At 35.1% G+C, this 14,017-nt stretch carries 11 protein-coding genes; 5 read left to right on the top strand and 6 right to left on the bottom strand.

Annotated elements, in window-relative coordinates:
* Positions 1–75 precede the first annotated feature (75 nt).
* A complete protein-coding gene (gene proS / locus ACWA1F_RS22425) occupies positions 76–1,554 on the bottom strand; it encodes a proline--tRNA ligase (RefSeq protein ID WP_306156075.1) in 1,479 nt (492 codons plus the stop codon).
* Between the two features lie 102 nt (positions 1,555–1,656).
* On the opposite strand from proS, the gene ACWA1F_RS22420 reads away from it, so the two are divergent.
* The 5 genes from ACWA1F_RS22420 (at position 1,657) to ACWA1F_RS22400 (ending at position 7,285) form a co-directional block, all read left to right on the top strand.
* Positions 1,657–2,691: a hypothetical protein gene (locus tag ACWA1F_RS22420; RefSeq protein WP_456897093.1), complete on the top strand. Its 1,035-nt coding sequence runs from the start codon at positions 1,657–1,659 to the stop codon at positions 2,689–2,691.
* Between the two features lie 40 nt (positions 2,692–2,731).
* Positions 2,732–4,234: an OmpP1/FadL family transporter gene (locus tag ACWA1F_RS22415; protein WP_456897091.1), complete on the top strand. Its 1,503-nt coding sequence runs from the start codon at positions 2,732–2,734 to the stop codon at positions 4,232–4,234.
* A 208-nt stretch (positions 4,235–4,442) separates the two neighbouring features.
* Positions 4,443–5,756 (top strand): 30S ribosomal protein S12 methylthiotransferase RimO, encoded by a 1,314-nt coding sequence (rimO, locus tag ACWA1F_RS22410; RefSeq protein WP_109194570.1) that lies wholly within the window; start codon positions 4,443–4,445, stop codon positions 5,754–5,756.
* A 37-nt stretch (positions 5,757–5,793) separates the two neighbouring features.
* Positions 5,794–6,351, top strand: a complete 558-nt coding sequence (locus ACWA1F_RS22405; protein ID WP_456897089.1) for a hypothetical protein — start codon at positions 5,794–5,796, stop codon at positions 6,349–6,351.
* 28 nt (positions 6,352–6,379) lie between these two features.
* Positions 6,380–7,285, top strand: a complete 906-nt coding sequence (locus ACWA1F_RS22400) for an N-acetylmuramoyl-L-alanine amidase (protein ID WP_456897087.1) — start codon at positions 6,380–6,382, stop codon at positions 7,283–7,285.
* A gap of 328 nt (positions 7,286–7,613) precedes the next feature.
* Here ACWA1F_RS22400 and ACWA1F_RS22395 read toward each other — a convergent pair whose 3' ends face one another.
* The 5 genes from ACWA1F_RS22395 to ACWA1F_RS22375 form a co-directional block, all read right to left on the bottom strand.
* On the bottom strand, positions 7,614–8,705 hold the full coding sequence (locus tag ACWA1F_RS22395) for an outer membrane beta-barrel protein (RefSeq protein ID WP_306156081.1): 1,092 nt from the start codon (positions 8,703–8,705) through the stop codon (positions 7,614–7,616).
* A gap of 605 nt (positions 8,706–9,310) precedes the next feature.
* The gene (locus ACWA1F_RS22390; protein ID WP_456897085.1) at positions 9,311–10,273 is read right to left on the bottom strand and encodes a glycoside hydrolase family 5 protein; all 963 of its coding nucleotides are present in this window, start codon (positions 10,271–10,273) and stop codon (positions 9,311–9,313) included.
* Between the two features lie 9 nt (positions 10,274–10,282).
* Positions 10,283–11,515: a glycoside hydrolase family 27 protein gene (locus ACWA1F_RS22385; protein ID WP_456897083.1), complete on the bottom strand. Its 1,233-nt coding sequence runs from the start codon at positions 11,513–11,515 to the stop codon at positions 10,283–10,285.
* Positions 11,516–11,591: 76 nt separating this feature from the next.
* A complete protein-coding gene (locus ACWA1F_RS22380; protein WP_456897081.1) occupies positions 11,592–12,851 on the bottom strand; it encodes a fasciclin domain-containing protein in 1,260 nt (419 codons plus the stop codon).
* An 83-nt stretch (positions 12,852–12,934) separates the two neighbouring features.
* On the bottom strand, positions 12,935–14,005 hold the full coding sequence (locus ACWA1F_RS22375; RefSeq protein WP_456897079.1) for an IPT/TIG domain-containing protein: 1,071 nt from the start codon (positions 14,003–14,005) through the stop codon (positions 12,935–12,937).
* Positions 14,006–14,017: the final 12 nt, after the last annotated feature.

The raw sequence follows: 14,017 nt of genomic DNA, 5'->3' as shown, positions 1-14,017 counted from the left end.
TTTCTCTAATGCGGATGCAAAGATACATCTATTTTTTAGTTGCACAATAGTTGATACAAAAAAAAATATTTTTTTTTAATATGCCTTAGCAAAAAACACTCTTTTAGAAGAAGGTTTCCCAGTAAACACACAGGTTCCCGCCTCTTCAACAGCATCTAAAGGAATGCAACGAATAGTCGCTTTTGTCAACTCTTTTATCTTTTCTTCTGTCTCAGCGGTTCCGTCCCAGTGAGCAGACAAAAAGCCTCCTTTTCCTTCTAAAACTTCTTTAAATTCCTCAAAACTATTTACTTCCGTAATATGAGTATTGCGATAATCCAATGCTTTTGCAAATAAATCAGTTTGAATCTGCTCTAAAAGATCATTTACGTGTTCAACGATTTTTTCGCCTGCAACCACTTCTTTTGTCAAATTATCTCTTCTTGCCACCTCAAAAGTTCCATTTTCTAAATCTTTTGGACCAACAGCAATTCGAACAGGAACTCCTTTCAATTCCCATTCTGCAAATTTAAATCCTGGCTTTTGAGTTGTTCTATCATCAAATTTAACTGTGATTTTTAATTTTCTCAATTTAGCCGTTAAGTCCTTAACCGCTTCTGAAATTTGAGCCAATTGTTCATCAGTCTTATATATAGGAACAATTACTACTTGTATTGGAGCTAGATTTGGAGGCAATACTAACCCTTGATCATCAGAATGCGTCATGATAAGCGCCCCCATTAAACGAGTAGATACTCCCCAAGAAGTTCCCCAAACATGTTCTTGTTTTCCTTCAGCATTAGCAAACTTAACATCAAATGCCTTTGCAAAGTTTTGTCCTAAAAAGTGAGACGTACCAGCTTGCAACGCCTTTCCGTCTTGCATCAATGCTTCGATGCAATAGGTTTCATCAGCTCCAGCAAAACGTTCTGTCTCAGTTTTGAATCCTTTTACTACTGGAATTGCCATAAAGTTTTCAGCAAAATCAGCATAAACGTTCATCATTTTTTCTGACTCTTCAATTGCCTCATCTTTTGTTGCGTGAGCCGTATGCCCTTCCTGCCATAAAAACTCAGCAGTTCTTAAGAACAAACGCGTACGCATTTCCCATCGAACCACATTTGCCCATTGATTAATTAATAAAGGTAAATCTCTATAAGACTGCACCCATCCTTTATATGTAGACCAAATAATTGCTTCACTTGTTGGACGAACGATAAGCTCCTCCTCTAATCTTGCATTTGGATCAACCATTAATTTCCCTGGTCTCTCCTCATCATTTTTTAATCTGTAATGCGTTACTACCGCACATTCTTTTGCAAATCCCTCAGCATTCTTCTCCTCGGCCTCAAACATGCTTTTCGGCACAAACAAAGGAAAATAAGCATTTTGATGTCCAGTTTCTTTGAACATACGATCTAACTCAGCTTGCATTTTTTCCCAAATAGCATATCCGTATGGTTTTATTACCATACAGCCTCTAACTCCTGAATTTTCAGCTAGATCTGCCTTAACAACCAGTTCGTTATACCATTTCGAATAATCTTCTGATCTTGTAGTGAGGTTCTTACTCATATTATATATTTTGGCACAAATTTTGTTTTATACAATTTTAACTAAATAGTTTGACAAAACTAACTAATTTTGTAATGTGCAACAATAAAAAACACCACAGATATGAAAACTTACCTTTCACTCCGCCAAAACTCTAATCATTTTTACTTAATTGGATTACTGAGTTTATTGCTTACATCATGTGGTTCTTACCAAAATTCATCTTATTATGATAATGATGGCGTTTATGGTGGTGGTACATCAGTAAAATATGTACAAACCGGAACAAACAACCAATACAAAGAATATTTCAGATCACTTCAAGACGATGATCAGCCAACTGAAATATTTACTGACGTTGATAACTATACTAATTATTCTGAAAACGACAGCACACAAACTGCTTCTGTAGGTTATCCAGCGTGGGGAAGCAGCAGTTCTGAAGTTTCTGTAAACCTTTACTCTACTCCAGCGTGGTCATTCGGATTCGGAATGGGTTATCCATATTACGGATGGGGTTATGGAGGCTACTGGGGATGGGGATACCCATATTATGCTTGGGGATATCCAGGCTATTGGGGACCAGGCTGGGGCTATCCAGGATATTGGGGAGGTGGCTACTACGGCTACAACAACTATAGCTATTCTTACGGAAGAAGAGGTTCTGCAGGTTATTACGGAGACCGCAACTATGCTTACAACAGAAATTACTCTTCTGGCAGAGGCTATGCGACCAACAGAAATTATACAACCAATAGAAACTACACTACCAATAGAGGAAATTACACCACAAACAGAGGAAGCTATACAACTAATAGAAATTATACCACAAATAGATCATCTAACGGTTATACAGACTTTAGAAGAAGCTCTAACGTAAATGGAAGAACAACAAGTCCTACTTTTACCAACAGAAGCAATTCAAACTCTAACTATAGCAACGGCACTTACAGCAACAGAAGATCGTACAACAATAGCGGAAACACAACAACAAACAGAAGCTACACACCAAGCAGCAATAGCGGTTCGTCAAGAAGCTACACTCCTAGCAGCCCTTCTCGTTCAATGAACAGTAGTAGCGGAGGCGGAAGTATGAGATCATCTGGCGGCGGTGGCGGCGGAATGAGATCTGGCGGTGGCGGTGGAGGAAGAAGATAATTTTTTCAGCCCACTAAAATTCTAATTTAAACTTATCAAAATGAAAAAAATACTTTTCCTATTTATAGCAGGACTAACTGTCAGCGCGTCATATTCACAAGAGGTTTCAGATGCTTTGCGTTATTCACAAGAAAATCTTACTGGAACCGCACGTTACAGAGCAATGAGCGGTGCCTTTGGAGCTGTTGGAGGAGATATATCTGCCTTGAGTGTTAACCCTGCTGGATCTGCCATTTTTAACAGCAACCAAGTTGGAGTAACTTTTAGCAATCAGAATGTAAAAAATAATTCTAATTACTTTGGCACTCAAACTTCTGATAAAGAAAACTCTTTTATTTTAAATCAAGCTGGTGGTGTATTTGTATTTAAAGACAATAACCCAAACAACGGCTGGAATAAAATTGCAATTGGTGCAACTTACGAAAACACTAATAATTTTGACAATCAAGTTTTTTCAGCTGGAACAAATCCTACTAATTCTGTAGATGGCTACTTTTTAGATTATGCAAACGGGATCCGCTTACAAGATATTGACGGCTTAGATTATAGAGATTTAAATTATAGAGAACAGCAAGCCTACATGGGATATTGGGGACATGTAATTGACCCAGCTGCTCTTGACCCAAACAATACAGAATATATAAGTAATGTTCCTGCTGGCGGAAATTACTATCAAGAAAACGAAGTTTACACTAGAGGCTACAATAGCAAATTAGGTTTCAATATCGCAACTTCATATAAAGACAAATTGTACTTTGGAGCCAATTTAAACATTCACGTGACAGACTACAGAAGAACAACAAGCTTCTACGAAGACAATGACAATCCATTACAGCCATACGAAACGATTTCAAACTTACGTTTCAACAATGAACTTTATACTTATGGAAATGGTTTTTCTTTCCAGCTTGGAGCAATAGGAAAAGTAACCGACAATTTTAGACTTGGTGTTGCTTACGAATCAAACACTTGGTACGAGCTGTACGACGAAACTTCTCAAAGTATATACACAACTAGGCAAGCTGACGGAGGACCTGCATTAAACGCTAATGTAAATCCTAATGTTATAAATGTTTACGAATCTTACACTTTACAAACTCCAGACAAATGGACTTTTAGCGCTGCATACGTATTTGGAAAATCAGGTTTATTAAGCATTGATTATGGCATCAGAAACTACGGAAACAGTAAATTCAAACCTACAAACGACGCTGGTTTTAGAGAAATAAACAGCGACATCAGCAATACTTTAACTAGCACAGGCGAGCTTCGAATTGGTGGTGAATACAAAATCAAACAATTAAGTTTAAGAGGCGGATACCGTTACGAAGGAAGTCCGTATAAAAATGGAATTACTGTTGGAGAATTAAACAGCTATTCTGCTGGTTTAGGTTATAGTTTTGGTGCTACAAAATTAGATTTGGCTTACTCTTATTTAGAAAGAAAATCAAATCAAGGTTTTTTCTCAAGAGGATTTACAGATGGAGCTGAAATCAAGTCTAAATTAAACAATGTCACTATGACTTTACTATTTGAATTGTAATTAAAAATCAAAATAGATGATTGAAAATTTCCGTCAGGTTTTTACTTGATGGATTTTTTTTATCCTTTAAAAACGCAATTTTCTAAACCCAATTCAAGATTAACAAGCTGTCAGCGCAGGTAACTTCATAAAAAACAGCTAAAACAAACTGCAAACTAGTGCTGTTTGAATAAAAAAAGTGTAATTTTGCACTCCAATTTATAAAAGTATGAGAACCAAGTCTTTAAAAAAGAACAAAATTAACGTAATCACTCTTGGGTGTTCAAAAAATGTTTATGACAGTGAAGTCCTTATGGGACAGCTGCGTGCGAATGGAAAAGAAGTAGAGCACGAAGCTCCTGCAGAAAAAGAAGGAAACATCATTGTAATCAACACTTGCGGATTTATTGATAATGCAAAAGCAGAATCGGTAAATATGATTTTGGAATATGCAGATAAAAAAGACAGGGGACTTGTAGATAAAGTTTTTGTAACTGGATGTTTATCTGAGCGCTACAGACCAGATTTAGAAAAAGAAATTCCAAACGTTGACCAATATTTTGGAACAACAGAATTACCTCAATTATTAAAAGCTCTTGGAGCCGATTATAAACATGAATTACTTGGAGAGCGTTTAACTACAACTCCTAAAAATTATGCTTATTTAAAAATTGCAGAAGGATGCGACAGACCTTGCAGTTTTTGCGCGATTCCTTTAATGAGAGGTTCTCACGTTTCTCAGCCAATTGAAAAATTAGTTAAAGAAGCTCAAGGTCTTGCTAAAAATGGCGTTAAGGAATTAATCTTAATTGCTCAGGATTTAACGTATTACGGACTTGATCTTTATAAAAAAAGAAATCTTGCAGAACTTCTAGAAGCTTTAGCAGCTGTTGAAGGAATTGAATGGATTCGTTTGCATTATGCTTACCCAACTGGTTTCCCAATGGATGTTTTGGAATTAATGAAACGCGAACCGAAAATCTGTAATTATATTGATATTCCATTACAGCATATTTCAGATTCTATCTTGAAATCAATGCGTCGTGGTACAACTCAGGCTAAAACAACTCAATTATTAAAAGATTTCCGTGCTGCTGTTCCAGGAATGGCAATTAGAACTACTTTAATTGTAGGTTACCCAGGTGAAACTCAGGAAGATTTTGAAATTTTGAAAGATTTTGTTCAAGAAATGAAATTTGACAGAATGGGATGTTTTGCTTATTCTCATGAAGAAAACACTCATGCTTATTTATTGGAAGACAACGTTCCTGATGATGTAAAACAAGCAAGAGCAAATGAAATTATGGAGCTTCAATCTCAAATTTCTTGGGACTTAAACCAAGAAAAAGTGGGTAAAGTTTTTAGATGTATAATTGACAGAAAAGAAGGCGCTCATTTTGTGGGACGTACAGAATTTGACAGCCCAGATGTTGACAACGAAGTTCTAATTGATGCTTCTAAGCATTATGTTAAAACCGGAGAATTTGTTAATATAAAAATAATTGAAGCAACAGAATTTGATTTATACGGCGAACCTGCTTAAATTTACGGTAAACTATTATCAATTTAGATAAACTATTATGAAACCTACGAATATATTTTTTCTTTTGATTTTCACTTTGTGCTGTTTCAATTTGGCATCAGCCCAATATGGTGGCGGTTATGGCGGTTACAATAACGGATATGGCGGTGGCTACGGAAGAGGCGGCGGAATGGGTATGGACAGAAGCATGATGGCCGGCGCAGGACAACAAGGTTCACAAAGCAAACCTAAAGAAACTCCTCCTGAAGAAACTGCTGGAATGATTGTGGAACAAATGAAACCTCAGGTAAATCTTGACGAGTTACAAGCTATCGCAATTACGAATGTTTTGGCTGACAGCGTAAGAGAGCAAGGGATTTTGTTAAAAAACGAAAGCAGCAGTCAAGATCAGAAAATTGAGCAGATTAAAGCCCTAAGAGAAAGCACTGATAAAAAAATTACCGCTTTCTTAAATCCTGATCAAGTTGAAAAGTACAAAACTTTTATGAATACCTTAAAAGAGGTTAAGAAGCCCAAATCTAAAAAGAAAAAAGACAAAGACTCTAAAGATACCAAAGAAGTAAAAGACGCTCCAGATACGAAAATTTCAGAATAATCGTTATTAACTTATAAAACAACGAATTATGACAAAAAAACTTTTTTGTTATCTGACTTTAGCAATTATAGTCAGTGCTTGTTCGACAAATCCGTACAAGAATACTGAAAAAGCTTACGACCAGCAGCTGAAAAATTTAGAAAATCAAATTACAAGCAAAGAAGCAAAACCAATTCCTCCAGTTCCACCTCTAGTAATTGACACTTCTTATGCACAGCAACTGGGAATCGTAAAAGATACTTTATCAAAAACAGGTTCTACTTATTTAGTTAACGGAATAAATACCGAATGGGTTGGTACGGTAAATTTTAATTTAAGAAAACCTAGCTTTGTAATTATTCATCATACAGCGCAGGATTCTCTGCAACAGACGATTAATACTTTTACAAAAACAAAAACTCAAGTAAGCGCTCACTACGTTATTTCTGAAAACGGAAAAGTTGTACAGATGCTTAATGATTATTTAAGAGCATGGCATGCTGGAAATTCTACTTGGGGAAAAGTAACCGATTTAAATTCTTGTTCTATTGGGATTGAATTGGATAATAATGGTTTTAAACCTTTTACTGAAGCACAAATCAGCAGTTTAGTGGCTCTTTTGACAAAATTGAAAAAAGATTACAACATACCGACACAAAACTTTTTAGGTCATGCTGATATCGCTCCAGGAAGAAAACAAGATCCAAGCGCCTTATTTCCTTGGAAGATTTTAGCAGAAAAAGGATTCGGAATCTGGCCAGACGAAGTTTTAGAACCAGCTCCGTTTGATTTTAAAATTGAACCTGCACTAAGAATAATTGGTTATAATACTAAAAATTTAACCTCAGCTATTCAAGCATTTAAATTGCATTATATTCAAACTGATGCGACTTCAGTTTTAGACAGAAAAACAATCGATGCTATTTATTCGATATATAAAAAACAGATTCAATAAAACCCAACTATAAAATAAAAAAGCGTTTCTATTAATTTAGAAACGCTTTTTTATTTTACACATTCAAATTCTTATTAGCAAGAAGACGCACTGCGGTGCGTCTCTACAAACAAAAACAACACATATAAATCCTCATCAATTAATAAAAATCCTTTTTATGCAGTATTGGAGACGCACTGCGGTGCGCCTCTACAATAAAACAATTTCAACAATTCAAACCTGAAGTGCAACTTGAAACTTGAAACCTGAAACAAAATAAAAAAGCTGCCAAAACATTAGTAGGTTTCGACAGCTCCAAAAAAAAAAAAAAAAATATCAATCTTTATCTCTAGAAAGAGTATGTTGTTGCAATTAAAGCGTAGAAGCTTCCTCCTGTTGGCAATGCATCTTTGTCTAAGAATATATCTTCAGAAGCTGCATCGTATCTTAGCTCAGGAATAATTGTTAATTTTCCAACTTTATAATTTAAAGAAACAGTATTAGCAAATACGTTTGATCCAGTTAATGTTCCTAAGCTTGGAGCCGCATCTTTAGCATCAAAATATTCCATTCTGTAAGCCAAAAGCAATGATGGGCTGAAAGTGTAATTAGCATATCCTACCAAAGAAAACCATTCTCCATCTAAAGTACTATCAAAATCGTTTGTCGTTTTAGCATAAGTTGCATTAAATCCTAAAGCAAATGAATCGCTAATCGTTTTAGATGCTACCAAATCAAACTGTGTTTTGTTTTCGTCTGAAACTGGAATTGTACTTCCTGGAATCGGGTTGCTACTTCCTGTTGTAAAATTTAAATAAGCACTTCCTGTATCTCCAATATATCCTAATTGTCCGATGAATGTTTTTTGGTAAGATCCTGCATCCATAGCCGATTTAAAATCTGTCGGATTAGTGATTCCTGCCATAGCCGTAAATTTACCAGAAGTATATTGTGCTTTTACTCCTGTATTAAAAAACGGTCCATAAGAAAACGCATAAGACATACTATAGTTTTTGTTATCTACCGCATCTAGCACTTCATAACCGATATGGGTTCCGAAACTACCCGCTACTACTTTAAATTCATCTGTTAAATTATATGTGAAAAATAATTGTTTAATCATAAATTTTGCACTTGCATCTTTGTCTGGCGTTTCATTATATGAAAACTCTGCAGCTCTTTTTCCGAAACCTAAGTCTACAAAAACAGAAGCTTTTCCAAAAGTATGACCTGCTTCGATCGACGCCATTCCTAATTCGAATGAATTCTGTGAGTTGGTAAAGCTCGTCAATCCATTCATTTGTTTTGAAAAATCATATTTATAGTACGCATCTGCTGATCCTCCCCAGGTGGTTGCAGGAGGTGTTGCAGCTTCTTCTTCTTGAGCAAAGGCAAAAGAACTTGTTAACATCGCGGCTAAAATGTGAAATGCTTTTTTCATGTTTTAAATTGGTTTTTAGTTATTAATTGATTCTGGTTAGTTAATCTTTTATATATCTATTTAATAGTATAAGTCATTTCTAAAACCTCTTATTCGCCTTCAAATCATCATCATTTTCATTAGCGAATTTATTAACTTTTGTATGAGTAGAATAATCCAAAAGTGCTTTTTTGACGTTTTAGGCAAAGAATTGCGGATTACAAAAATTAAGTCGCCAATAATCACTATTTAATATTAATCGATATTTGTTTTTGAAAATTCAACAACACATTTTTAGTCAATTTTAAAAAATTTTAGAGGTATTTAAAAATTAAAGCAGACAAAAACTACAAAAAATCGCCAATAACTACAACTAAAAAACATATACCCCCTAAAATTTTAGGGGTATTACTAAAAAAATAAATTTTAATTCAAAATAACACTATTAGAATCAAGAACTAAAACATGAAATTCCATCAGGAAATTATTCTTACAAAAATTCAATTCTCAAAGCTTAAGTTCTAAGCCTTTCTTTACTCTATTTTTTCAATAATTGTCAACCACAAAAAAACAGAGCCTGCTCCAAAATGAAGCAGGCTCTGTTTTTTTTTTAACGTATAAATAATTTATTCTTCCTTATTATATTGTCTTAAATATTCGCGGACTTTAATTCCAGATTCTTTCAAGTCCTCATCTTTCCACTTCCCTTCCGATTTGGCTGATTTTTTCAGAATCGAACAGGTTTCGTCTTTATCGGAAACCGACCAAGTAATCCAGCTCAATTTTCGAGCTTCCATCCAATCCACATATTCCTGCCAGGCTTTATAATTTAAAGGGCCGTCGCCAGAAGCTTCCATTCCAGCCGATTCTGAAATAAAGACGGGCAATCCATCTTTAATAGCTCTATCGGTTCTATCTCTTAATTCTTTTCCGTGTGTGGCCGCATAAAAATGCATTGTATACATTATATTAGTATAACCTCTTATTGGATCTTCTGCTGGAAGATCGATATCCTGATCCCAATGCGGGCAGCCGACCAAAATAATATTATTAGGATCGTTCTCCCGAATAACCTTAATAACTTCTTCTGCGTAGCTTTTTACTTCCCACCAAGTTTCATAATCTGGCTCGTTAAACACCTCATATATTATATTAGGGTATTTAGCGTACTTTTTAGATATCTCTGCAAAAAATTCCTTCGCTTCTTTCAGATTTACATTATGACTGTGCCAATCTACAATTACATATATATCCGATTTTATAGCTCCCTGTATTACAGCTTCTATTTTCTCTTTTGAAAACTGCGGTTCCTTTATATAAGAGTGTTCTCCAAGCTCGATTCCCATTGCGGCGCGAACTACATTGCAATTAAAATCTTTCTTTAACCAGCTAACTGCTTTTTCATTATAAAATCTCGGCCACATACTATGCCAGCCAAAACTTAATCCGCGAAGCACAATTGGATTATTGTCTTTATCTACAAGCTGAGTTCCTAAGACACTTAACTGACCATGTTTTTTCACAAATTGTGCTTTTGAAACATTTACAAGAAGCAAAAAAACAACAGCACACCAAACCTTTGATTTCATAATATAGATTTAAGGGATTAATTTTAAGGTAATAACATCATGAGAAGCTATTTCTGCTGAAAAGGCTTTTTTAGTATTCCCGATTTCTTTGTTTTTCCAAAGATCTTTTATTTTAAAGATCGTTTTACTAAAATCAGCTTCATAACCAAAATCGGCATCTTTTATATTGTTTTGCTTCCAGTCGAAATTTACTTTTTTTGAAGCTTCGGTTCTGTTTACAAAACTGATTGCCCACGCTCCATCAGAAAGTGGTTTTACCCATACTTCTACTCCATCTAAAATAGCATATTTAAATCCTTGAATTCCGAGTTTGTCCTGATTTACAGCAAGCAATTCTTTATTGGTTAAAATCGCTAAAGTTTCCTTTGTCATTTTACGGTAATCATTTCCTGTAAATAATGGAGACGAAAGCATGCACCACATTGCAAAATGCGTTTTATCTTCGGTGTCGTTCATTTCGTTTCCAACTTCCATCATATCAAAATCATTCCAGTGATCTGGACCAGAATATTTACGAATATCTTTTCGCATATCGGCAATTTTCATGAATCCCCAAGACGACCAATTTTCTGGATGTTTGAATTCGCAATCGAAACAAGGATAAATATCCCCAGAAATTCTCCAAAGATTTCCAATTGGTTTTCCCCATTCCCACGGCTGATTATCTCCCCATTCGCAAAGACTAAAAACAATTGGTCTTCCTGCGGTTTTTAATGCATTACTCATTGTGGTGTACGCTTCTTTTGCCGTAATGCCTTCTGTATTGCACCAATCGTATTTTAAGAAATCGATTCCTAATTTAGCATAAAATCTAGCATCTTGATATTCATATCCTCTAGTTCCTGGATAACCTGCACAAGTTTTAGTTCCTGCGCAATTGTACAATCCGAATTTCAAACCTTTAGAATGCACATAATCGATAAGCGCTTTCATTCCGTTTGGAAATTTTACTGGATCTGGAACTAAATCACCGTTTGCATCACGTTCGTGGGTCATCCATCCGTCATCTAAGACAATATAATTGTATCCCGCTGCAGCTAAACCCGAAGAAACCATGATATCAGCAGTTTCTTTTACTAATTTTTCATCAATATTTGTTGCAAAAGTATTCCACGAATTCCAACCCATTGGCGGTGTCATTGCAAGTCCTTCAAATTTTCCTCCTTGCTGTTTATGCGTGTTTCCTTGGCTGAAAATAAGACTCGAGATACTCAGACAAAATCCTAAAATTATTTTTTTCATTTTTTCTATTTAAAAAAATTAAAAAATGTTCCCTAATTTTTCAACTAGGGAACATTTCAAACTAACTCAATACTTATTATAAAAACCCTATATCATCAATATAAAGTATACTTGCTGGCGTAATTGTTCCTCCAGAAAATTCTTGAATAAACACACTATCAAAATTTCCATCAGTCAAAAGCTCAGGATGCAAAGCTGAAATAGGAATTGAAATATTATTCCATTGCCCTGGCACTAAAGTAACTGTAGTACCTTTAGCAGAATCTCCCGTATCACTATTTATGGTAACCATAATTTTAGTACTTTCTGTTGGGAATATAGACATTTTAACGAATTGATAATCTGCAGCTTTTAGAAGCAAGTCTGAGTGCATGAAAAGTCCGCTCCAAGCTTCGGCAACTTTTTTGATTGCATTTGTTCCTCTGCTCACTTTTTCAGTGCTTTCCCAGGTGATGTCGCCTCCCCAGCCCCAGCCCCATCCTTTCAATGAGTCTTCGTATAATAAGTATTTAAGACCAATACCGCTCGGAGCAGAAACTCCAAAGTCAGTCTCTACCACAATAAGAGCATAAGAATCAAAGTCTGCTGGAACAGTTGCTTTTATTTCTGTTTTAGACACTGCAGTAAATGTAGCGGCAGTAGATCCGAATTTTACGCTTTTCACTTTTACAAAATTTTGACCTGTAATGGTAATAACATCTCCAGGAGAAGCCAATACTTGCGATAAGCTTGTAATTGATGGCGCCGGAGGAGTCAATTCTATCACATTACTCAAAACATTTACAAAACCGTTTGTTCCGTAATAATCTAATCCTGGTGCTTCTTTATCAGATCCATTAACCTTTAAAACATTATTGGTTACATTAATACTTAACAGATATAAATCGGGATTCAACGCATTTGCCATTGTAGCATAATCACCTGTTTGCAAATAATCAGCTTCAACGCCATCCAGTTTAGCAACTCTTTTCTTCACGCCTTTAATAACATGACTTAAAACAAGTTGTTTTAAATCTTCTACAGGAACTAAATTTATATCTGTATATCCTAAATCATTAACATAACCGTTGGCTACCAAATAAGCATCGAAAGTAGCATCGTTTGGAACAAAATAAGTATAATTATCAGCTGTATCTAAAGTCGATTCTAAACCAGCTAATTTTATTGCTTTTGTAAACGTAGTTAAATTACTATTTGCTTTAATTAAGCCATATGCTGTATTGTAATTTTGCTGTGCTCCTCCAATATCTTCAATTTCGTTATCGCAGGAAGAAGCTGCAACAACCAAAAAGACACTTAGAGCAATATGTTTTACTTTATTATATATATTTTTCATAAATTCTTTTTTAGTTTTTTTAATTATGGTTCCAGATCAATAGAATACACTTTTGTTGAAATCTATTTTTTGAATCCTAACAATTATTTTAGCACCAATCCGATATCATCTAGATAGATCACATTTCCGCCAAAGCCACCAAATTCTTGATATCCAATTTGAGATAATTCAGTTGGATTACCCAGCGAACTATACGGCACCTCAACATACGTCCAAGAAGTTCTGATATCAACTATTACAATATTCTTCTCAGCATCTCCATTGGCAAAAAACTTCACTTTTCCTGCTTTTTCACCTTTAGCCCAAAATCTTACCGCTTTGAATTTATCTGTATCATGATAAGACCAATTGTTAATACCAATAACATATCCGTCCCATTCTCCAGCTTTCCATTGAATACACTTAGTTCCTTGCTGAACATCTTTAGCGTAAGCTGCATCAAATTCATTAGTTCCATCCCAAAGAGATTGCCAGCCCCAAATATTAGTGAAAGCGTCATCATAAATTTCAGAACCTATTACTTGCGAAGCCACTGTTGTTCCCGATACATTAGTTACTGACAAGGTTTTTAGATAACTTCCTTCAGGAACTTTAACCACAATCTCTGTTAATGTAGAAGAAATTGGCTCTACTTGAATATCTCCAAAATTCACTTTAGGACGCAAGAAATACTCACCTGTAATAGTAATAACATCTCCTGGATTTGAATTGACAGAAAATCCTGTAATATTAGGATTTGGAGGCCTGATCGCTATTTTATAGTTCAAAGTTCCTTTGCCTGTAACGATTTTCATCTCATCCATTTCATTATAGTATGGTGTTTTTGCATCGACCAATACCACAATAGCATTATCTGTTACGAATGTTGGATTAAAATAAGATTCCAACCCATTAAATGATATTGATTTTAATGTCGAAAAACCAGATCCTCTAATGATATAATAATTTCCTGCATTGATAATTTCTGTAGGAACATCAACTTCTCTATCTCCTTCAACCAAAGGATCATCAACAACAGATTTACTAATTCCTGTCACTTCAAGCTTTCCAGAAGAACCTCCCGAATCATCATTTGAACAAGAAGCGAACAGCAAAATTGAAATCGAAGCCAAAAAACATAACTTCAATACCATTTTATTTTTTATATTTTTCATAGTGATTTACTT

This window comes from Flavobacterium erigeronis (assembly GCF_054075165.1).
This window is presented reverse-complemented; position numbering and strand designations above follow the sequence as displayed.